A 21,072-nucleotide genomic window follows, 5' to 3' on the forward strand; every position below is an offset into this window, starting at 1 on the left:
CCATCCTGACAGAGCGCGCGGGATGCGTCAGCCCCGCAGCATCCCCCGCAGTCGCTCGATCGAATCGGCCTCCACGGGGCGCTTGTCGGGCCGATAGGCCTTGACCCGGGCGAAGCGCAGCGCGACTCCGCCGGGGTAGCGCGTGGATCGCTGCACGCCGTCGATCGCGATCTCCACGACAGTGACCGGCTCCACGTGCACGGTGTGCGCGGTGCGACGCGTCTGGATAGTGGGGAAGTGCGCGGTCTGCCACCGCAGCAGCTCGTCGGTCAGGCCCTTGAACGTCTTGCCGACCATGACGAACCCGCCCGGCTCCCCGTAGGCGCCGTCGGGGTCGTAGGCGCCCAGGTGGAGATTCGACAGCCACCCCGCACGCCGTCCCGAGCCCTCTTCGACGGCGAGCACGACGAGATCGAACGTATGCACGGGCTTGATCTTGATCCAGGCGGTGCCGCGACGGCCCGCGACGTACGGCGCGGCCAGATCCTTCACCATCACGCCCTCATGCCCCGCATCCAGCGCCGCTCCGGCGAACGCCTCGCCCGCCGCGGGGTCGTCGGTGACGAGCACCGGCACGCGCCACGGCGCGGCGACGCGCTCGAGCTCGCCCTGACGGACCGACAGCGGCTCGTCGAGCAGGTCGCGGCCGTCGACGTGCAGGAGATCGAAGAACCAGGGGCGAAGTGCGACCTCCCGCGCGGCGTCGGCGCCGAAGCGCGCCATGGTGTCCTGAAACGCGCGTGGCGCGCCGGACTCGTCGAGCGACAGCGTCTCGCCGTCGAGGATCAGGTCGGTGGCCGGCAGCGCCCGCACGACCTCGACGATCTCCGGCACGCGTGCGGTGACATCGGCGAGGCTGCGGGTGAACACCCGCACGTCGTCGCCCTTTCGATGCACCTGGACGCGCGCACCGTCGAGCTTGTACTCCACGGACGACATGCCCGTCGCCGCGACCGCGTCGCCGACGGTGGCGGCGGTGCTGGCCAGCATGGGAAGCACCGGCCGCCCGACGACGAGTCCCACCTCCGTGAGCGCCTCCGCGCTCTCTGTCAGCGCGATCCGGGCGGTCTCGCCCAGGTCGCCGGAGAGCATCGCGGCCCGCCGCACGTCGGCGGCGTCCCGATCGGCGGCGCGCGCGATCGCGTCCAGCAGCACGCCCTCGAGGGCGCCGGTGCGCAGTTCGCCGAGCATCACCCGGACGAGGAAGTCCCATTCGTCGGCCGTCGCCCGCCCCGCGAGCGTCTCCAGTGCGTGCGTCCGCCGCGCCGCGGATCCCGTGCCCGAGGTCTCTGCGATCTCGGTGAACGCGGCGTCGACGTCGAGGATCTCCAGGAGCGGCGCGTCCGCGTGCGACACCGAGAGCCCGGCGAGTCCGCGCCAGCCGACGCCGAGCCGGCCCTGACGCGGGGACGCCGTGAGGATCCCGACGGCGGGCAGGATCTCCGGGCGTTCCAGCCGCGCGAGCAGCTCGGCGAGCGCCTCGATCTTCGTCGACCGCGACCGGGTGGCGGTCACGACCGAGGCGGTTGCCACGACATCGGCGAGCAGCATCCCGGCATTCTCGCACCGGGCTCCGACATGGCGTCCACCCGAAGCGGCGGAGCGGGGGGGGGGGGCGGGTCAGGCGCCGGCCGAGGGGCGGGTCGCCCACAGCGCCCACACGACGAGCACAGGCTGCAGGAACAGCCGGATGAAGCGTGCCCGATCGGTGCGGAGGCCGGGAGCCGGGCGCCCGGTGCGCCACTGATGCACGTTGCCGGGGAACACTGCGACGAAGAACGCGGCGATGGCCACGCCCACGCGCGTCCGCTCGCGCGGGAGTCCGACGACGGCCGCGCCCAGTGCCATCTCCGCCGCGCCCGAGGCCACGACGATGGCGTCCTTGTCCATGCCGAGCGCCCGCGGCGCCCAGTCGGGCACCACGATCCGGTACCCGCGCCGGCCCCACGTGAGGTGGGAGGCGCCGGCAGCGACGAGGAGCGCGCCGAGCGCCCACCGGGCGGTGGAACGCAGCGCGCGAGGAAGGGGACATGCCGCCAGTGTTCCACGGACGCTCCCGTCACCGGCCTGTCACCGCGTGTTCCCCCGCCGGATGCGCGCCGGCCGTAGCGTGGTGCGTGCTTTCGTCCCCCCGCGAAGGAGCATCCATGACCACAGTCCGTGTACCCGCCCTCGCGGCCGGAGCGCTCTCGACGGCCCTCGTCCTGGCCGCGATCGCCGCCCCCGCCGGCGCCGCCGAGCCCGCCACCCCCGCCGGGGCCGCCGAGCCCGAGTCGGCCTCGGCCGCCGGGTTCGGGCAGAAGGAGCCGTTGCGCGTGGCGACCTTCAACGCGTCACTGAATCGCTCCGCGGCCGGCGACCTCGTGCGCGACCTGTCCACCGGCGACGATCCGCAGGCGCGGACGATCGCCGAGATCATCCAGCTCGCCGACGCCGACGTGATCCTCCTCAACGAGTTCGACTACGCCGAGGGCGCCGTCGACCTCTTCCGCGACAACTATCTCGAGGTGTCGCAGAACGGGGCGGCGCCCGTCGACTATCCCTACGCGTTCGTGGCGCCCTCCAACACCGGCGTGGCCAGCGGCTTCGACCTCAACAACGACGGCACCGTCGGCGGAGGCGACGACGCGTGGGGGTTCGGAGCGTACGAGGGGCAGTACGGCATGGTGGTGCTGTCCACACACCCGATCCGCACCGACGAGGTGCGCACCTTCCAGCACTTCCTCTGGCGCGACATGCCGGGGGCGCTCCTGCCCGACGACCCGGCGACGGCGGCGCCCGGCGACTGGTACACCCCGGAGGAACTCGCCGTCCTGCCACTGTCGAGCAAGTCGCACTGGGATGTTCCGATCCGCGTCGGCGCACACACCGTGCACGTGCTCGCCTCCCACCCCACTCCGCCGACCTTCGACGGCGCCGAAGACCGCAACGGTCGACGCAACCACGACGAGATCCGGTTCTGGGCCGACTACATCTCGCCCGGCCGCGGCGGGTACATCCGCGACGACGAGGGAGGCCGGGGTGGTCTGCGCGGCGCCTCGTTCGTCGTGGTCGGGGACCAGAACGCCGACCCCCGGGACGGCGACTCGGTGGATGCCGCCATCGATCAGCTCCTCGGGCACTGGCGGGTGCGCGATCCGCGGCCCCGCTCCGACGGCGCCGTCGAGGCTGCCGTGCTCCAGGGTGGTGCGAACGCCTCGCACGCGGGTGATGCCGCCCGGGACACGGCCGATTTCGCCGACACGGCTCCGGGTAACCTCCGTGCGGACTACGTCCTTCCGTCGTTCACGCTGCCGATCGCGGATGCCGGTGTGTTCTGGCCGGTGCAGGACGATCCGCTGTCGGCGTTGACGGGCGCGTTCCCGTTCCCCGCCAGCGACCACCGCCTGGTGTGGGTCGACCTGCGCGTGCCGCGCGTCAGCTTCGGCCGCTGACGCGCGCCCCGGCGCTCACGCCGGCCGCGTGGCCGCGACGAAGGAGAGGTACGCCTCGAGGTCGTCGGCGGCGGTCACTGCGCGCAGCACCACGTCGCCGGCGCGCTCGTAGGCCGGCAGGCCCGCGCGAAGGGCCTCTTCGTCGGGGAGGGCGGTGGCGACGGGATCGACGCCCATCCGGGCGAAATGCGCGGCGTAGTTCGGGAAGGACGCGTATCGCGCCGCCTCGGCCTCGAGGCGCCCGCGCGCAGCCGGGTCCACGGCCGTGCGGACGTAGATCGTCACCCGCGCGTCGGCGGAGCGGGCGCGCGCCTCAGCCGCCTGGCGGCGTCCGGCATCCGCCGTCACCCAGGTGAGCAGGATCCCGTCGCCGCGCTCGGCGCCGAGCCGCCGCATCCGGGGCCCGAGCGCGCCCACCACGATGGGCGAGGAGACGCGGCCGCGGAGGATGTCGATGGCCTCGGTGACGCGGTGAAGAGCCCCCGCGCGGGCGGCGCCGGACCCGATGCCCAGCACGAGGCGATCCTGCGGAAGGTCTGCCGCCAGCACCTCTTCGGCGATGGTGCGGGCCGGGCGTCTGTCCACGGGCACGACCCCGGTGGCCAGCGTGAGGCGCTCGGTCGTCCGCGCAGCGGCCGCCAGGGCGGCCAGCGCGTCGCCGTCCGGCGTGTCATTGACCCACAGCGCGGCGAACCCGGCTTCCTCCACCGCCGGTGCCAGCTGACCGATGAGCTCCGGCCCGACGGATGCGGCCACCCCCAGCGATACCGTCATGCCCCTACTCTGCCACGACGCGACGAAGCCCCCGGGGGGGTACCCCGGGGGCTTCGTGTCGCTGAACGTGCAGCCGTTACGCGGCCTGGGCGAACGCGGGAGTCGATCGGACGGTGAGCTCGCCGCCGGCGGCATCCACCGTGACCGAACCCCCGTCCACGAGCGCACCCGTGACGAACAGATCGGCGATCCGGTCATCCAGTTCGCGCTGCAGCAGGCGCCGCAGCGGCCGGGCACCGTACTCCGGCTCGTAGCCGTGCTCGCCGAGCCAGTCCACGGCCGCCTCGGACACCTCGATGGTCACCTCGCGCTTGGCGAGGCGAGCCTCCGTGGCACCGAGCATGAGACGCACGATCTGGCGCAGCTGCGGCTGGTCGAGCTTGCGGAACAGCACGATCTCGTCGATGCGGTTGAGGAATTCCGGACGCATCGCCTCGCGGAGCTTGCCCATGACACGGTCGCGCAGGTCCTTCTCCGAACCGAACCCGGTCGCGCCGCCGCCGTCCGCGATGAAGCCGATGGCTCCCGACCGCGACGCGAGGAACTCGCTGCCGAGGTTGGAGGTCATGACCACCACGGTGTTGCGGAAGTCGACCGTGCGGCCCTGGCCGTCGGTGAGGCGCCCGTCGTCGAGAACCTGCAGCAGCAGGTTGAACACGTCGGGGTGGGCCTTCTCGATCTCGTCGAACAGGACGATCGAGTAGGGGTTGCGCCGCACGCGCTCGGTCAGCTGCCCGGCCTCGTCGTATCCGACGTATCCCGGAGGGGCACCGACCAGGCGCGAGACGGTGTGCCGCTCGCCGAACTCGCTCATGTCGAACCGGATGATCGCGGAGTCGTCGTCGAACAGCGACGCCGCCAGAGCCTTGGCCAGCTCCGTCTTGCCGACACCGGTGGGTCCGAGGAAGAGGAAGGATCCGACCGGGCGGCGTGCGTCGCCCATGCCCGTCCGGTTGCGCCGGACGGCCTTGGCGACCGCGGCGACGGCGTCGTCCTGGCCGATCACGCGTCCGTGGAGCTCCTCCTCGAGCGAGGCGAGGCGCTCGCGTTCGGACTCGGTGACCCGGTTCGCGGGGATCCCGGTGGCCCGGCTGATCACCGCGGCGATCTCGGGCTCGCCGACGACGGCCTCGCCCGGACCGGCCCCGGGGCCCGTCGAGCGGGTGGTGGCCGCATCGAGCTTGTCCTGCACCTTCGCGATCTCGTCGCGGATGCGGGATGCCTCTTCGTAGTGCTCACCGGAGACGGCGGCGTTCTTGTCCGCCTCCAACGTCGCCAGACGCTCGAGGAGGGCCGACACGTCGACCTTCGAGCCCAGGCGCAGCCGCAGCCGCGCCCCGGCCTGGTCGATGAGGTCGATCGCCTTGTCGGGGAGCACTCGCTCGGTCAGGTACCGGTCGCTGAGTTCCACGGCGGCGCGGAGCGCGTCGTCGGTGTAGGTGACGCCGTGGTGCTCCTCGTACGCCGACCGCAGGCCGCGCAGGATCTCGACGGCGTCCTCGACCGAGGGCTCCCCCACCCGTACGGGCTGGAAGCGACGCTCGAGCGCCGGGTCCTTCTCGATCGTGCGGTACTCCTTGAGAGTGGTGGCCCCCACCAGGTGCAGGTCGCCCCGCGCCAGGCGCGGCTTCAGGATGTTGCCGGCGTCCATCGCTCCCTCGCCGCCGCCACCGGCGCCCACGACGGTGTGCACCTCGTCGACGAAGACGATGATCTCGCCCTTGCGGGCGGCGATCTCATCCATCGTCTGGGTGAGGCGCTCCTCGAAGTCGCCGCGGTAGCGGGTGCCGGCCAGCATGGCCGGCAGGTCGAGGGCGATGACGCGCTTGTCCAGCAACTGCTCGGGCACGTCCCCGGCCACGATCGCGGAGGCGAGGCCTTCGACGATCGCGGTCTTCCCGACGCCCGCCTCGCCGACGAGCACGGGGTTGTTCTTCGTGCGGCGGCTGAGGATCTCGATGGTCTGCTCGATCTCGTCGGCGCGACCGATCACGGGGTCGAGCTCCCCGGCGGCTGCCCGCGCGGTGAGGTCGGTACCGAACTTGTCGAGGTTCGGGGTCTCCGTCTGACCGGTGGCGGTCGCATCCGCCTCGCCGCTACCGCCGGCCGTCACGGTCTCCCGCATGCCCTGGGTGAGGGCCTCGGCGGTCACACCGGCCTGCGCCAGTACCTGACCGGCGGGAGCGTCCTGAGCCAGAACGAGTGCGAAGAACAGGTGCTCCGGGTCCACGTACGTGGAGCCGGCGGACCGCGCGACCTGGAAGGCGTGGAACAGCGCCCGCTGCACGGACGAGGTCACGACCGCACCGTCGACGTCGGCCTGGGCGGATGCCGCGGGCAGGCGCTCCTCGGTGGCTCGCGCGATGGCGTGCGGGTCGGCACCGATACGGGTGACCGCATCCCGTGCGGGGGCATCGTCGATGAGGACGCGGAGGAGGTGCAGCGCGTCGAGTTCGCGCTGACCGCGCGCGAGCGCGAACCGTCCCGCGCGCTGCAGCAGATCTTGGGTGCGGGCGCTGAGGAACCGGCTGAGGTCGATCGACCGTTCGGCACGCGCGCGCTCACCGGCGAGGTATCGCGCGAGGAACTCGTCGAACGAGCTCGCGCCTTCGCCGGCGTTCGGGGTGAAGTCTTCGGGCATTCCCGTCTCCTGTAGTACTTGAGTCGTGCGCTGGCAAGTTTGTAACTTGAGCGCGGTGATATCAAGTTCAACGCGGGAGCGCGGCCGCTATTCCCACGCCGGCGACAAAATCGCCGGGTCGGTCTCCGGCCACAGTTCGACCGTCTGCACCAGCCAGAAGACAGCGAACAGGAGGAGGGCGACCGCCTCCCCGACGAAGACCAGGGGCACGTCGCCGTCGAGAGGGCCGGTCCCGCCGAGGACGATCACGGCGGCGAGGAAGAGCAGGTCCGCGACGATGGCGGCGGCGATGGCGGCATACCCGATCCGCAGGAGACGGCGCCTCCGGTCGCCCCCCGCCGGACGGAGCGCCGCGATCGCCGCTACGGCCGCCACGATGGCGAAGAACCCCAGGGTGGCGGCAGAGTGCGCCCCCGCGAGGAAGGTCGCCGGAGAGAGGGCCCACCATGCGGTGCCGGCCTGCACGAGGATTCCGGCGGCGACGATGGTCGCCACCACGCCCGCCGTCAGCGTGCGCTGCAGCAGTCCGAGAGCCACCGCCCCGACCACTGCGACAGCGCCGACGATCGACAGGGTCAGCATCCCGGTGGTCACGTCGGCCAGGGCGGGCGGCGGCACGCACGACGCGCCCTCCGTGCAACCGGGGTCCACGCCCGGCACGCTCCCCGCGTGGATCGGGGTGGGAACGAGCGCGATGACCGGCGCGAGAACGGCGGCGAGGTCGAGGAGCGCCTGCTCGAGGCTGCGCCCCGACAAGGCCAGCAGCGCGAGCGACACGGCGCACAGGGCGCCGACGAACACGTTGCGGGCGGGCGTGTAGTAGGCGGAGCTCACCGACTCCAGCGGGCCGCCCAGGACCACCTGCACGCCCACGCCGACGCCGAGGAACACGACCAGGGCAACGAGGGACACGCGGACGTACCGGTAGGTGCGATGGGTCGACGTGGTTCGCACTTGCATCCCGCGTCCTCCTCCGACGAGGTCCATCCTGTCATCCGGCTCGGACGCGCGACCGTCTGGAAGACTGGCCTCATGCGGGAATTCGCCAGAGGAATCGGCACGTTGGCGCGCGGGTTCGGCATGTGGCGCCGCATCCCCGCCGCGATGGCCCTGGGCCTCGTGCCCGCCGTGGTCGTGGTGGTGCTCGTCGTCGCCGCGCTTGTCGCACTGGCATTCGCCCTGCCCGACATCGTCACGGCGATCACCCCGTTCGCCGACGGATGGCCGGAGTTCTGGGCCGGCGCCCTCAGGATCGCGGTGTCGCTCGCGACACTCGGCGGCGCGTTCTTCCTGGCCGCCGTGACCGTCACCGCCCTCACCCTCGCGGTGGGTGAGCCGTTCTACGACCGGATCTGGCGCGCCGTCGAGCGCGCCACGACCGGCACGGTGCCCGATGCCGCGTACGGATTCTGGCGAGCCGTGGGCGACGCCGCCGGCCTCCTCCTCCGAGGTCTCGGCGTCGCTCTGCTCGCGTGGCTCATCGGCCTCGTCCCCCTGGCGGGCGGTGTCGCCGGCACCCTCCTGGGTGTCACCCTGACCGGGTGGCTGCTCGCGGACGAGCTGACCTCGCGGGCGCTGACCGCGCGCGGCCTCGACCGGAGGGAGCGGCGGCGCCTGATGCGCCGCTCGCGACCGCGCGCGCTCGGTTTCGGCGTCGCCACGCAGGTGTGCTTCCTGATCCCGTTCGGGGCGATCGCCATCATGCCGGCCGCCGTGGCCGGGTCGACCCTGCTCGCGCAGGACCTGCTCGAACTCAGCGGTCCTTCGCCGCGGCAGGCGCTCCCGCCTGCAACGCACTGATCAGCGTCGCAGAATCGTATGGACCGACGTGTCGGCGCCCGTTGACGAAGAACGTCGGCGTGGAGTTGAGGTCCATGATCTCGGCATCGAGGCGGTCGTCCTGGATGTGGCGCAACACCCGCATCGAGGTGAAGTCGTTCGCGAAGGCGTCGGGATCGAGCCCGAGCATCTCGGCGTAGCGGAAGAGATCGTCGCGCTCCAGGTGATCCTGGTGCGTGAAGAGCTTGTTCACCATCTGACCGAACTGGCCCTGGTTCCCCGCGGCTTCGGCGGCCTGGGCGGCCTCTTGTGCATGCGGGTGCACGTGATCCAGCGGGAGGTGGCGCCACACCCAGCGCAGGTCGGCACCGAAGTGCTCGCGCACCGCGTCGACGGACCCGGTCGCTCGACTGCAGAAGGGGCACTCGAAGTCCCCGTATTCGACGATCTCATACGGGGCGTCCATGGCGCCGAAGACGTGGTCGCGCGTGGGGTCGACGGGTCGGGCGAGCCTCAGCCCCACCGCCTGCGGGGGAACGACCCGGTCACCGATGGCGAGGATGGCCCAGCCGAGAAGGAACGCCAGGACGGATGCGGTGAGCACGGCGACGCGCGCGATGTCCTGGGCCTCGGGGTCGGTGATGGCGATCGGAACGAGGAAGAGCGAGATGGTGAAGCCGATCCCCGACAGCGCTGCGCCTCCGGCGATCCGGTGGAAGCTCAAACCTGGCGCGAGTTGCCCCTTCCCGACGACGCACGCGAGCCATGCGGCACCGAGTATGCCGACGAACTTTCCCACGACGAGGCCGGCGACGATGCCCCACGCCAGTGGTGACGCCGCCGCATCCCGGAGGGTCTCCCCCGTGATGTGCACACCGGCGTTCGCGAGGGCGAAGATCGGCAGCACGCCGTAGTTGATGTAGGGACGCCATGCGTCCTGGGCTCGGTCGTTGATCGAGATCGAGTCTCGAAGGCTCCGGGAGATCGCCGCGGCGTACCGGGGATTCGGCGATTCGCGGAAGGCCCGCGCCTCCTCGGCGGCGCGCTCCACATCGCCGCGGCGCGGCGAGAAGACCGGGATGAGCAGGGCCACGGCCACCCCGGCGAGAGTGGGGTGGATCCCGGCCATGTAGATCTCGACCCACAACGCCGCACCGAGCACCGCGTACGCGAAGCCCCGGATCGGGGCGGGAAGGAAACGCACCAGCGCGAGAAGGCCGATGAGCGCGAGGGAGATGACGAAGGGCCACAGGTCCAGGCCGTTGTTGTAGAAGAGCCCGATCGCGAGCAGCGCTCCGATGTCATCCACCACGGCGAGGGTGAGGAGGAAGGTCCGCAGTCGCGCGGAGAACCTCGGACCGATGATGGCAAGTGCCCCGACGAGGAATGCGGTGTCCGTGGAGATCACCACTCCCCACGCGTTCATGTGGCCGCTGCCGAGGTTGATGAGGACGAAGATCAGCGCCGGGATGATCAGGCCGGCGATGGCCCCCGCGATCGGCACCATCGCGCGTGAACGATCGGTCAGCTCACCGATGGTGAACTCGCGTTTGACCTCGAGCCCCACGAGGAAGAAGAACAAGGTCATGATGCCCTCGTTCACGAGGGCATGCAGCGTGAACGTCACCGACGCGTCTCCGGCGCCGAGGGTGAGGGGGAGCTCCCACACGTCGTGGTAGGAGTCGCCTGGCAGGTTGGCCCACACCATGGCGATCACCACGCCGGCGAGCATGAGCGCAGCCGAAAGGCGGTCTCCCTGCAGAGCCCTCTTCTTCTGTCGCCCGTGAACCTGATCACTGGGCCGTGGTCGCTGGACGGTTGTCACGTTTTTCGTCCTGTCTTCGTCCGCTGTGCGATGCGTCAGGGTCAAGCCCTCCGCGGCGATGGAACATTGTGGGCCGCTCGGCACGGTAACCTGTGACCGGGAGGTTCCATGTACGTTATCGCGCTTGTCCTGTTCCTCGGTGGAGTCTTCCTCGTGGGCATCTCCTTCTCGCTTGCCCCGATCCAGGCGCTGGTCTTCATCCTCGGCATCCTGTGCGTGTCGGCTGCACTGGCGCTCCCGGTTCACCTCAGCAACCGCCGCACCTGACCTTTCCGGTCTCAGGGCCCGACGTGCCGCGGATGCGCCGCGCTCAGTGGCGCCCGCCGGGCGGGCCGATGACGAGCAGCGCGACGTAGAGCGCCACGATCCCGACGACGAGGATGAGCGCGAGGGCCCACGGCCGGCGGAGGAAGAACCGCAGCATCCGATCCAGCGGCCTGCCGTCGCGGGGATCCGCGGTCTCCTCGCGACGCCACTCCCCTGTCAGCAGGCCGGCACGGTGCAGCCAGATCTCGACCGGGACGGTGGCGTACGGGACGACGGCGCTGACGACGGCGACGACCGTCGGTGCCGCCCGCCAGCGCTGGTTCAGCGCCACGAGGATCGCGGTGGCGCCGTAGGAGAGGAAGACGAACCCGTGGATCGCGCCGCCGATCGTCACCGCGATGGGGAGGTCCCAGGCCGCGCGGACCACCAGCGCCGCGATGAGGATCGTCCACGAGATCGCCTCCGCGATCGCCAGCGTGCGGAACAACGTCAGGGGCGTACGGAACACGGGTCTCCTCGTCGGGTCGGGGATGCTTCAGCCTACGAACCTTCGCTGGGGGCTGCCGGCTCATCCTCACCGCCCCGGCGGGTAACGTGATGCGGTGGACTTCTCCCTCGACGCCCTCCAGCACGCCGGACCCCGCCAGGGGCCGCCGGCCCACGACGCCGCCGACCGGCTGCTGCTGGATGAATCCCTCGGCGCTCGCGGCACGGTCGCCCCGCACGAGGTGGTGGTGATCGGAGACACCGCCGGCGCCCTCGCCCTCTCCGTCGCTTCGGAGAGCCCGGCGGCTGCCTCCCCCGTGCGCGTGCATCAGGACGCCCTGTCGGACGAGCGCGCCCTCGCAGCCAACGCGCGCACGTTCGGCCTCGAAGGCGTCGTCCGCTCGCTGCCCCTGGATGCCGATCTCGTCCGCAGGGCACGCGTCGTGCTGCTCCGCCTGCCCCGCTCGCTGGACGCACTCCGCGACATCAGCGGGCTCGTCGCCGCGTACGCCGCACCCGACGTCGCCGTGTTCGCCGGCGGACGGATCAAGCACATGAGCCTGGCGATGAACGACGTCCTTCGGGAGCACTTCGCCACCCTCGACGTCACGCACGCGCGGCAGAAGTCCCGCGTGCTGGTCGCCCGCGGCCCGCGCAACGGACGGGATCCGGTGCCCGCGCGGACCGTGCAGGACGGCGTGACCGTCTGCGCGTTCGGCGGCGTCTTCGCCGGCGCCGGGCTCGACATCGGGACACGGCTGCTGCTCGAGCATCTTCCCGCGCCGCGCCTGGACCCCCACGATCCGTTCATCGACTTCGCGTGCGGAAGCGGGGTCGTGGGGGCGATGATGGCGGTGCGGCATCCGGGGCTCCACGTCTACGCATCGGACGAATCCGCCGCCGCCGTCGCATCCGCTCGCCAGACCGCTGCCGCCAACGGCCTGACCGACCGGATGACGGTGGTGCGCGACGACCGCCTTTCCCTGCTCCCCGACGCCGGCGCATCCCTCATCGCGCTGAATCCGCCGTTCCACCGTGGCGCGGCCATCGACGAGGGCATCGCGCCGTACCTGTTCGCCGACGCCGGCAGGGTGCTCCGCCCGGGGGGCGAACTGTGGACGGTGTGGAACTCGGCGCTGCAGTACCGCCCGGTGCTGAATCGCCTGGTCGGCCCGACCCGCCAGATCGCGCGGAGCCCGAAGTTCACCGTCACGGCGTCGGTCAAGCGCTGAGCGCGGCGTCCGGCGCCATCGATTCAGCCCACCACGTCGAAGTGCTCGACCGTGCGCTCCCGGTCGACGAGGAACGCGTCGTCCTCCGGATAGAACACCGCGACGGAGATGTCCGCGCCCGCGAAGGCCACGATGTCATCCCGGCATCGCCAGAGCGACAGCGTCCGCACTTCGGTACGCCCGTCGCCGAGGTCACGCATCACCGCCCACGCGCCTCGGTTACCGGGGGTGGCGCGGTACTCCCGCATCCCGGTGTCGGCCAGATAGCGCCTGTACGCCTCGCGGTCGGCCGTGCGGATCCAGCCGGTCCAGCTGCGGAGCACCGTTGCGTCAGCATCCATGCGCCGCAGTCTCCCACGTCAGGGTTCGCGCCGTGCGTCCGGCGCCTCTGGGCTGCGCGTCGTGCGCGCTGTCGGAGGAAACGACGAAGGTCGGAGGATCTGCGGGGATTCCTCCGACCTTCGTGCGTTCATCCGACGCCGCGGATGCGGAACTCTAGAAGTCCCAGTCGTCGTCTTCGGTGGCCTCGGCCTTGCCGATGACGTAGGACGAACCCGACCCACTGAAGAAGTCATGATTCTCGTCGGCGTTCGGCGAGAGCGCCGACAGGATGGCCGGGTTCACGTTCGTCACGCTGGCCGGGAACATGGCCTCGTACCCGAGGTTCATCAGCGCCTTGTTGGCGTTGTAGTGCAGGAACTTCTTGACGTCCTCGGTCAGGCCGACACCGTCGTAGAGGTCCTGCGTGTACTGCACCTCGTTGTCGTAGAGCTCGTACATCAGCGAGAAGGCGTAGTCCTTGATGTCGGCCCGCTCCGCCTCGGAGACCCGCTCGAGGCCCCTCTGGAACTTGTAGCCGATGTAGTAGCCGTGCACGGCCTCGTCACGGATGATGAGGCGGATGAGGTCGGCGGTGTTGGTGAGCTTGGCGCGGCTGGACCAGTGCATCGGCAGGTAGAAGCCCGAGTAGAACAGGAACGACTCCAGCAGCGTGGAGGCGACCTTCCGCTTCAGGGGCGAGTCGCCACGGTAGTACTCCATGACGATCTGCGCCTTCTTCTGCAGATTCGGGTTCTCCACCGACCAACGGAAGGCCTCGTCGATCTCCTTCGTCGAGCACAGGGTCGAGAAGATCGACGAGTAGCTCTTCGCGTGCACCGACTCCATGAACGCGATGTTGGTGTACACCGCCTCCTCGTGCGGGGTGATCGCGTCGGGGATGAGCGAGACGGCGCCCACCGTGCCCTGGATGGTGTCCAAGAGCGTGAGGCCGGTGAACACGCGCATCGTCAGCAGCTGCTCATCGGGCGTGAGCGTGTTCCACGACTGGATGTCGTTGGAGAGGGGGATCTTCTCCGGCAGCCAGAAGTTGTTCACGAGGCGGTTCCACACCTCGACGTCTTTATCGTCCTGGATGCGGTTCCAGTTGATCGCCTCGACATGCGAGAGCAGCTTGAGCGGTTCGGGTGTCATTCCATCAATCCTTAGTCGGTCCCTGAGCCTGTCGAAGGGCAAGCGTCACAGCGTGCAGCTGACGCACTCGCTCATGTCGGTGCCCTCGAGCGCCATCTGACGCAGGCGGATGTAGTAGATCGTCTTGATGCCCTTGCGCCAGGCGTAGATCTGAGCCTTGTTGATGTCGCGCGTGGTCGCGGTGTCCTTGAAGAACAGCGTGAGCGACAGGCCCTGGTCCACGTGCTGCGTGGCGGCGGCGTACGTGTCGATGACCTTCTCGTAACCGATCTCGTACGCGTCCTGGTAGTACTCCAGGTTGTCGTTGGTCATGAACGCCGCCGGGTAGTAGACGCGCCCGAGCTTGCCCTCCTTGCGGATCTCGACCTTCGCCGCGATGGGGTGGATCGAGCTCGTGGAGTTGTTGATGTAGGAGATCGACCCGGTCGGGGGCACCGCCTGCAGGTTCTGGTTGTAGATGCCCGCCTGCTGGATCGAGGCCTTCAGCTCGCGCCAGTCGTCCTGCGTGGGGATGTGGTGTCCCGCGAACATGCTCTTGACCTTGTCGGTCGCCGGCTCCCACACCTGCTCGATGTACTTGTCGAAGAACTCCCCCGACGCGTAGGTCGAGTCGGCGAACCCGTCGAAGGCCTGGCCGCGCTCGATGGCGAGCTTGTTCGAGGCGCGCAGCGCGTGGAACAGCACCGTGTAGAAGTAGATGTTCGTGAAGTCGACACCCTCCTCCGAGCCGTAGTACACGTGCTCACGGGCGAGGTAGCCGTGCAGGTTCATCTGGCCGAGACCGATCGCGTGCGTGCGGTCGTTGCCCTCCTCGATCGAGCGCACCGAGCGGATGTGGCTCTGGTCACTGACGGCGGTGAGCGCGCGGATGCTGGTCTCCACCGTCCGCGCGAGGTTTCCGCCGTCCATCGCCAGCGCGATGTTGAGCGAACCGAGGTTGCACGAGATGTCCTTGCCGATCTGGTCGTAGGACAGGTCTTCGTTGAGCGTCGTCGGGGTGTTCACCTGCAGGATCTCGCTGCAGAGGTTCGACATGTTGATCCGGCCCTTGATCGGGTTGGCCGCGTTCACCGTGTCTTCGAACATGATGTACGGGTAGCCCGACTCGAACTGGATCTCGGCGAGGGTCTGGAAGAACTCACGCGCGTTGATCTTGGTCTTCTTGATGCGGGGGTCATCGACCATCTCGCGGTACTTCTCGGTGACGGAGATGTCGCCGAAGGGCAGGCCGTACACGCGCTCGACGTCGTACGGCGAGAACAGGTACATGTCCTCATCGTTCTTGGCGAGCTCGAACGTGATGTCGGGGACGACGACGCCGAGGGAGAGGGTCTTGATGCGGATCTTCTCGTCGGCGTTCTCCCGCTTGGTGTCGAGGAAGCGCAGGATGTCGGGGTGGTGAGCCGAGAGGTACACCGCGCCGGCGCCCTGGCGTGCGCCGAGCTGGTTGGCGTAGCTGAAGCTGTCTTCGAGGAGCTTCATGACCGGGATGATGCCGCTGGACTGGTTCTCGATCTGCTTGATCGGGGCGCCCGCCTCGCGGATGTTCGACAGCAGCAGCGCCACGCCGCCGCCGCGCTTGGACAGCTGCAGCGACGAGTTGATGCCGCGCGAGATCGACTCCATGTTGTCTTCGATGCGCAGCAGGAAGCACGACACGAGTTCGCCGCGCTGGGCCTTGCCCGCGTTGAGGAACGTGGGCGTCGCCGGCTGGAAGCGGCCGGAGAGGATCTCGTCGACGATCTCGGTGGCCAGGCGCTCGTCACCGTCGGCGAGGGCGAGGCCCGTCATCACGACGCGGTCTTCGAAGCGCTCGAGGTACCGCTTGCCGTCGAAGGTCTTCAGCGTGTAGCTCGTGTAGTACTTGAACGCGCCGAGGAACGTCTCGAAGCGGAACTTCTTGCCGTAGGCGAAGTCGTTGAGCCCCTGGATGAAGTCGAACGAGTACTTCTCGAGCACGGCCGGCTCGTAGTACTCCTTCTCCACGAGGTAGTCCAGGCGCTCCTTGAGCGAGTGGAAGAACACCGTGTTCTGGTTCACGTGCTGGAGGAAGTACTCCCGCGCGGCGCGCTTGTCGGCGTCGAACTGGATCTTGCCGTTCTCGTCGTACAGGTTGAGCATCGCGTTGAGGGCGTGGTAGTCCATGCCGTCGAACCGCAGATCGGCCTTGAAGTCATTCGCGGTCAATGCCGCCTCTAGTGCTGTTGATTCCACCATCGTTCCAATCCTTCGCTGACGCGAGTGACGTCATCGGGTGTGCCGAACACTTCGAGCTTGTACAAGTGCGGCACGGAGCACTTGCGGCTGATGATTTCGCCGGCGAGACCGAAGTGCTCGCCGAAGTTCGTGTTGCCCGCGGAGATGACTCCGCGGATGAGGCTGCGGTTGCCGGTGTCGTTGAGGAACCGGATGACCTGCTTGGGCACGGCGCCCTTCTCGACGCCGCGCCCGGCGCCCCCGCCATAGGTGGGGGTCACCAGGACGTACGGTTCGTCGACGATGAGGGGGGCTTCGCTCGCCCGGACCGGGATTCGCACCGCACGCATCCCGAGCTTCTCGATGAAACGTGCGGTGTTGCCCGACACGCTCGAGAAGTAGACCAGGAGCGGAGCGTCGTCCCGCTTCGCTTGCTCAGTCACCGAAGCGGTGGCGGTCAGCGACATTGTTCCGGCCGGTAGCCGAGCGCCCTCGAAGCTCAGGCCAGGCGTGAGGCGAGTGCGTCGATCTTGTCGGGACGGAAGCCCGACCAGTGGTCCTCGTCCGTGACGACGACGGGGGCCTGCAGGTAGCCCAGCGCCTTGACGTGCTCGAGGGCGTCGGCGTCCTGGGAGACGTCGTGGACCTCGTACTCGATGCCCTTCGAATCCAGCGCGCGGTAGGTCGCCGTGCACTGCACGCACGAAGGCTTGGTGTACACCGTGATAGCCATGATTACCCGTTTCTTCCCTCAAGGTCCTGATTTTCCGGAACGATCCTGTGCCGGGAGCTCAATACTACATATGGGTGCCGACATTGGAAGTCACCACAAGGGCTAGTAGTTACATTCGTGTGATTCTCCACCGCTCTCCCCAGATACAACACATGTTGTCCACCGTTTCATCCACAGGCAGACGGATATCCGCAAGCTCGGAAAAGCCCTGAATCACGCCCATCTGGCCGACCCTCGCCCGATCCATCCACAGCCGACACGGTATGCCGGACCTCCGACACGCGCTCCCCTGTGGAATGCGCCCCACCGGCGTGTCGGGCGTGTCGTGTCGCCGCCGGCCACGACGCGTGACCGAGTCGCCGGGAGGCGGCCGAGTGGCTACCGTGGGATGTCGTGGCGGGTTACCGGGATCTTCTGCAGACGCGCGGCGTCGCGCGGATCATCGTCGCCCAGCTGGCCGCGCGATTCCCCAACGGGATGACGAGCCTGGCGGTGCTGCTGCACATCGAGCAGGTCACCGGATCGTACGGCGCCGCCGGTCTCGTCCTGGCGGCCACCTCGATCGGTCAGGCCGTGGCCGGCCCCGTCACCAGCAGGTGGATGGGGCGATGGGGGATGCGGCCCGTCCTCACCCTCACGCTCGTCGTGTGCGCCGCATCCATCGCCCTCCTCGCGCTGGTGCGCATGCCCGTGCCCGGCTACATGGCCCTCGGCCTGATCGCGGGCCTGTCGACCCCGCCCGTGCAGTCGGCCGTGCGCACCATCTACCCCAAGATGGTGACGTCTCGCCAGCTCACCCCGTTGTTCTCCCTCGACGCGTCGCTGCAGGAGATCATCTGGATCATCGCGCCGGTGGTCATCACGTTCGTCGCCACCCAGATCGGCACCGTGGAGGCGCTGTGGCTGATCGTGGCGATCCTGATCCTCGGCGGGGGGTGGTTCATCCTGTCGCCGGAGGTCGGGCGCGTTCGCATCCCGCGCAGCCGCCGGAGCTTCGGCAAGGTGCTCGCCAAGCCGCCCGTGCTGCTGGCCACCGTCAGCGGCTTCCTCCTGATCGCCGCGTGCTCAGCCGTCGAGGTCGGGGTGGTGGCGACCTTCGGTCACGGCGGCGCGGAGGCGGGGCTGGTGCTCGCGGTGTTCTCGGTCGGAAGTCTCGCCGGCGGCCTGTCGTTGGGCCATATCCCGATCGGTCCGTGGGCGATGGCGCGCCGCCTCGCCATCGTCGCCGGGGGCCTGGTCCTGGCGATCTTCGCGCTGGACGTCTGGTGGCTGGGCGGCACGCTCCTGCTCGCCGGCATCGGAATCGCCCCCGCCCTCGCCGTGATCTTCGCCATCACGTCCGCGAGCGTGCGGTTCAGCGAGACCGCCGAGGCCTACGGATGGATCGGCACCGGGCAGCTCATCGGCGCGGCGGCGGGGTCGGCGGCGGCCGGGTTCCTCATCGACGGCGTCGGGGCGCAGGGCGCCTACGTGGCCGCGGCCGCGTTCGCCCTGGTGGGAGCGGGCGTCGCGGCCGCGTGCGTCCGCGGCTTCCCCGACCTCCGCCATCGCGATGCGAGCCCGATCCCCGACACCGAGCCCGTCCACACGATCACGTAGGACGGCCGGCCCTCACGCGATGCGCGCGAGCAGCGACATCACGGCGAGCGCGTACGCGTCGGCGGGCTCGGGATGCTGGAAAGTGCGTCGCTCGCCGGCGACGACGACCTCCACCTCGTAGGTGTCGGTCATCCGGCGGAGCGCCCGGAACGCCGTCCGGAGCATCTCCCGCAGCTGATCCTCGGAGGGAAGCCACAGCGCCTCCTCCAGCGCGACGGAATCCAGCGCCCACTCGGTGGTGCCGTTGAAGGCGAGGATGGTGCCGGTCGGGTAGGTGCGCGCCTCGATCGTCATGTCGCTGACCGTGAAGACGTCGGCCTCGAACTCGGGCTCGTCGAGCTGGAAGCGATCTCCCGACCCCGGCTTCCAGACGAGCCCCGCTTCCCGCAGCGCACGGGCGGCCTCCGTCGAGATCATCCCTCCATTGTGGGGGTGCGCGGCGGAACGGGGGCCGCGCAGCGGGACGGGGGCCGCGCAGCGGGACGGGGGCCGCGCAGCGGGGCGGGGGCCGCGCAGCCGTCAATAGCATGGGGGCATGCCCTCCCCCGTGATCCTTCCGCGCCTCACCTGGGGCGACCCCGCCGCGAGCCGCCGCGCCCTCCTCGTCCACGGCCTCGGTTCCAATGGCGCCTTGATGTGGCGCTACGGCGTGGCCCTGGCCGATGCGGGGTGGCGAGCGGATGCGGTCGACCTGCGCGGGCACGGCTCGGCCCCCCGCGCCCTGGACTACACGATCCCGGCGTATGCCGCCGATCTCGCCGTGATCCGCGCCGACGGCGGTGCGTGGGACCTCGTGATCGCGCATTCGCTCGGCGGCGCCGCATCCACCGTGGTCGCCGCCGACGATCCGGAGTGGACGCGGCGGCTCGTGCTCATCGACCCCGCGATCCATCTCGCCGCGCGCGACCGCGAGGTCGTGCGCTCGAGCCAGCAGCGCGCATTCGCCGACACCTCCCTCGCGGCGGTGCGGGCGGAGCATCCCGCGTGGCACCCGCAGGACATCGAGCTGAAGGCGCTCTCGGCGCAGCAGGCGAGCGCGTGGGCGGTGGAGCAGACGAGTGTGCAGAATCCGGCGTGGGACGTGCGGCCGGCCGCCGCGCGCCTCACCGTCCCGACGCACATCATCGGTTCCGACCCGGAGGTGTACTCCATCTTCACCGGCGCCCTGGCCGAGGAGGTGCTGGAGAACACGGTCGTGTCGATGTCGATCGTCCCCGGCGCCGGGCACTCCCCGCACCGCGACAAGCCCGAGGACACCGTCGCCGCACTGTTCGCCGCCCTCGACTGATCCGCGGCGCGAGCACCCCTCCGTCCCGCCGGCACAACGGCGGAGAGAGACCACGACACGCCGCGGATGCCGGCTGGCGCGCGGGCGTGTCGCGAAGGATCTCCGCCGTTGTGTGCGAACCGGGCGGATGCGGAGCGGGCCATGATGGGACGATGACCGCCGCGTTCGAGCCCGCGCAGTATCTCCCCGACGACCTCCTGGGCCGCATCCGCGAGCGCGCGCCGGGGCACGATCGAGACAACACCTTCCCCGCGGACGACCTCGATGAGCTGCGGGCGGCGGGATACCTCGGCATCCTCGTCCCGGCCGACCGCGGCGGGGCGGGTCTCGGCCTGGCCGAAGCATCCCTCCTCCAGCAGCGCCTCGCCACGGCCGCCCCGGCCACGGCTCTCGCGGTGAACATGCACCTCGTCTGGACGGGCGTGGCCAAGGTGCTGCAGGACCGCGGCATCGACGACCTCGCGTTCGTGCAGGCCGGGGCCGCCGCGGGCGAGGTGTTCGCATTCGGCATCAGCGAGGCCGGCAACGACCTCGTGCTCTTCGGGAGCGACACCACAGCGACCCCGACCGGCAACGGCGGCTACACGTACAGGGGAACGAAGATCTTCACGTCCCTGGCCCCCGTGTGGGACCACCTCGGGGTCCATGGCCTCGACACCACCTCGCCCGACGCCCCCAAGATCGTGTACTCCTTCCTTCCGCGCACCGACGCCGTCGTCACCCGGGACGACTGGGACACGCTCGGGATGCGGGGGACGCAGAGCCGCACGACGGAGCTGCAGGGCGCCCACGCCCCGGCGGACCGGGTGGTGCGGCGCGTGGACCCCGGACCGCAGCCCGACCCCCTCGTCTTCGGGATCTTCGCCGTGTTCGAGATCCTCCTCGCCTCCGTCTACACCGGGATCGCCCGCCGTGCGCTGGACCTGGCCGTGGATGCGGCGACCACGCGCCGCTCGAAGAAGACCGGCGCCACGTACTCGCACGACCCCGACATCCGCTGGCGCGTGGCCGACATGGGCCTGGCCTACGACGCGCTGCCGCCGCAGCTGGCCGCGCTCGCCCGCGACGTCGACACGGTCGTCGACCACGGGCCGCGGTGGTTCTCGCTGCTCGCGGGGGTCAAGCATCGCGCGGTGACGACGGCCAAGCGCGTCGTGGATGACGCCATGCTCGTTGCCGGCGGCTCGTCCTACTTCTCGCGCAGTGAGCTGGCGCGGCTCTACCGGGACGTCCTGGCCGGGATGTTCCACCCCTCCGACCCGGAGTCGGCGCACTCCGCCGCGGCGACCGCGCTGCTCGGCCCGATGCAACCCTGACCCCGGCACATGGCGCCCATGCGAGGATG

General features: G+C 70.0%; 20 protein-coding genes. 7 read left to right on the forward strand and 13 right to left on the reverse strand.

Annotated features, from left to right (window positions below; translation table 11 throughout):
• Nucleotides 1-27: 27 nt before the first annotated feature.
• Together AC2DFQ_RS15680 and AC2DFQ_RS15685 are read right to left on the reverse strand one after the other, a co-directional pair.
• Nucleotides 28-1,551, reverse strand: coding sequence for an ATP-dependent DNA ligase (locus AC2DFQ_RS15680; RefSeq protein ID WP_484534524.1), 1,524 nt, complete (start codon nt 1,549-1,551; stop codon nt 28-30).
• A 69-nt stretch (nt 1,552-1,620) separates the two neighbouring features.
• On the reverse strand, nt 1,621-2,013 hold the full coding sequence (locus tag AC2DFQ_RS15685; protein ID WP_484534568.1) for a DoxX family protein: 393 nt from the start codon (nt 2,011-2,013) through the stop codon (nt 1,621-1,623).
• A gap of 134 nt (nt 2,014-2,147) precedes the next feature.
• Between AC2DFQ_RS15685 and AC2DFQ_RS15690 the strand changes: the two genes are divergently transcribed.
• Entirely contained in the window at nt 2,148-3,434 is a 1,287-nt protein-coding gene (locus AC2DFQ_RS15690) for an endonuclease/exonuclease/phosphatase family protein (RefSeq protein ID WP_484534525.1), read from the forward strand.
• Nucleotides 3,435-3,449: 15 nt separating this feature from the next.
• Here the strand turns inward: AC2DFQ_RS15690 and AC2DFQ_RS15695 are convergent, their stop codons facing one another.
• From AC2DFQ_RS15695 to AC2DFQ_RS15705, 3 genes are all read right to left on the reverse strand, one after another.
• Nucleotides 3,450-4,208: an LLM class flavin-dependent oxidoreductase gene (locus tag AC2DFQ_RS15695; protein WP_484534526.1), complete on the reverse strand. Its 759-nt coding sequence runs from the start codon at nt 4,206-4,208 to the stop codon at nt 3,450-3,452.
• Nucleotides 4,209-4,284: 76 nt separating this feature from the next.
• Nucleotides 4,285-6,849 carry an ATP-dependent Clp protease ATP-binding subunit gene (locus AC2DFQ_RS15700; protein ID WP_484534527.1) on the reverse strand — a complete coding sequence of 855 codons (2,565 nt, stop codon included), beginning with the start codon at nt 6,847-6,849 and terminating at the stop codon, nt 4,285-4,287.
• Nucleotides 6,850-6,936: 87 nt separating this feature from the next.
• Complete coding sequence (locus AC2DFQ_RS15705) at nt 6,937-7,809, reverse strand: hypothetical protein (RefSeq protein WP_484534528.1); 873 nt, start codon at nt 7,807-7,809, stop codon at nt 6,937-6,939.
• A 72-nt stretch (nt 7,810-7,881) separates the two neighbouring features.
• On the opposite strand from AC2DFQ_RS15705, the gene AC2DFQ_RS15710 reads away from it, so the two are divergent.
• Complete coding sequence (locus AC2DFQ_RS15710) at nt 7,882-8,649, forward strand: EI24 domain-containing protein (protein ID WP_484508712.1); 768 nt, start codon at nt 7,882-7,884, stop codon at nt 8,647-8,649.
• On the opposite strand, the gene nhaA is transcribed toward AC2DFQ_RS15710, so the two are convergent.
• Nucleotides 8,603-10,453, reverse strand: coding sequence for a Na+/H+ antiporter NhaA (nhaA, locus tag AC2DFQ_RS15715; RefSeq protein ID WP_484508711.1), 1,851 nt, complete (start codon nt 10,451-10,453; stop codon nt 8,603-8,605). The two genes, AC2DFQ_RS15710 and nhaA, sit on opposite strands and share 47 nt — an antisense overlap.
• Before the next feature lie 108 nt (nt 10,454-10,561).
• Here nhaA and AC2DFQ_RS15720 point away from each other — a divergent pair, with 108 nt between their 5' ends.
• The gene (locus tag AC2DFQ_RS15720; RefSeq protein ID WP_484534529.1) at nt 10,562-10,720 is read left to right on the forward strand and encodes a hypothetical protein; all 159 of its coding nucleotides are present in this window, start codon (nt 10,562-10,564) and stop codon (nt 10,718-10,720) included.
• 43 nt (nt 10,721-10,763) lie between these two features.
• Here AC2DFQ_RS15720 and AC2DFQ_RS15725 read toward each other — a convergent pair whose 3' ends face one another.
• Complete coding sequence (locus AC2DFQ_RS15725) at nt 10,764-11,228, reverse strand: DUF3817 domain-containing protein (protein ID WP_484534530.1); 465 nt, start codon at nt 11,226-11,228, stop codon at nt 10,764-10,766.
• 94 nt (nt 11,229-11,322) lie between these two features.
• Between AC2DFQ_RS15725 and AC2DFQ_RS15730 the strand changes: the two genes are divergently transcribed.
• Nucleotides 11,323-12,438, forward strand: coding sequence for a class I SAM-dependent methyltransferase (locus AC2DFQ_RS15730; RefSeq protein ID WP_484508708.1), 1,116 nt, complete (start codon nt 11,323-11,325; stop codon nt 12,436-12,438).
• A gap of 23 nt (nt 12,439-12,461) precedes the next feature.
• On the opposite strand, the gene AC2DFQ_RS15735 is transcribed toward AC2DFQ_RS15730, so the two are convergent.
• The 5 genes from AC2DFQ_RS15735 to nrdH all read right to left on the reverse strand — a co-directional run bounded on the left by AC2DFQ_RS15735 (nt 12,462) and on the right by nrdH (nt 16,840).
• The gene (locus tag AC2DFQ_RS15735) at nt 12,462-12,779 is read right to left on the reverse strand and encodes a hypothetical protein (RefSeq protein ID WP_484534531.1); all 318 of its coding nucleotides are present in this window, start codon (nt 12,777-12,779) and stop codon (nt 12,462-12,464) included.
• A 154-nt stretch (nt 12,780-12,933) separates the two neighbouring features.
• Nucleotides 12,934-13,911 carry a class 1b ribonucleoside-diphosphate reductase subunit beta gene (nrdF, locus tag AC2DFQ_RS15740; protein ID WP_484508706.1) on the reverse strand — a complete coding sequence of 326 codons (978 nt, stop codon included), beginning with the start codon at nt 13,909-13,911 and terminating at the stop codon, nt 12,934-12,936.
• A gap of 45 nt (nt 13,912-13,956) precedes the next feature.
• Complete coding sequence (gene nrdE / locus AC2DFQ_RS15745; protein WP_484534569.1) at nt 13,957-16,056, reverse strand: class 1b ribonucleoside-diphosphate reductase subunit alpha; 2,100 nt, start codon at nt 16,054-16,056, stop codon at nt 13,957-13,959.
• 50 nt (nt 16,057-16,106) lie between these two features.
• Nucleotides 16,107-16,574, reverse strand: a complete 468-nt coding sequence (gene nrdI, locus AC2DFQ_RS15750; RefSeq protein WP_484534532.1) for a class Ib ribonucleoside-diphosphate reductase assembly flavoprotein NrdI — start codon at nt 16,572-16,574, stop codon at nt 16,107-16,109.
• Between the two features lie 32 nt (nt 16,575-16,606).
• The gene (gene nrdH / locus AC2DFQ_RS15755) at nt 16,607-16,840 is read right to left on the reverse strand and encodes a glutaredoxin-like protein NrdH (RefSeq protein ID WP_484508704.1); all 234 of its coding nucleotides are present in this window, start codon (nt 16,838-16,840) and stop codon (nt 16,607-16,609) included.
• A gap of 393 nt (nt 16,841-17,233) precedes the next feature.
• Here nrdH and AC2DFQ_RS15760 point away from each other — a divergent pair, with 393 nt between their 5' ends.
• The gene (locus tag AC2DFQ_RS15760) at nt 17,234-18,439 is read left to right on the forward strand and encodes an MFS transporter (protein WP_484534533.1); all 1,206 of its coding nucleotides are present in this window, start codon (nt 17,234-17,236) and stop codon (nt 18,437-18,439) included.
• Between the two features lie 12 nt (nt 18,440-18,451).
• On the opposite strand, the gene AC2DFQ_RS15765 is transcribed toward AC2DFQ_RS15760, so the two are convergent.
• The gene (locus AC2DFQ_RS15765) at nt 18,452-18,856 is read right to left on the reverse strand and encodes a pilus assembly protein CpaE (RefSeq protein WP_484534534.1); all 405 of its coding nucleotides are present in this window, start codon (nt 18,854-18,856) and stop codon (nt 18,452-18,454) included.
• 118 nt (nt 18,857-18,974) lie between these two features.
• Between AC2DFQ_RS15765 and AC2DFQ_RS15770 the strand changes: the two genes are divergently transcribed.
• Both AC2DFQ_RS15770 and AC2DFQ_RS15775 read left to right on the forward strand, forming a co-directional pair.
• Nucleotides 18,975-19,727, forward strand: a complete 753-nt coding sequence (locus AC2DFQ_RS15770) for an alpha/beta fold hydrolase (RefSeq protein WP_484534535.1) — start codon at nt 18,975-18,977, stop codon at nt 19,725-19,727.
• 152 nt (nt 19,728-19,879) lie between these two features.
• The gene (locus tag AC2DFQ_RS15775; protein WP_484534536.1) at nt 19,880-21,043 is read left to right on the forward strand and encodes an acyl-CoA dehydrogenase family protein; all 1,164 of its coding nucleotides are present in this window, start codon (nt 19,880-19,882) and stop codon (nt 21,041-21,043) included.
• The last annotated feature ends 29 nt before the right edge of the window (nt 21,044-21,072 follow it).

It is taken from the genome of Microbacterium sp. Z11_20, from assembly GCF_057197605.1.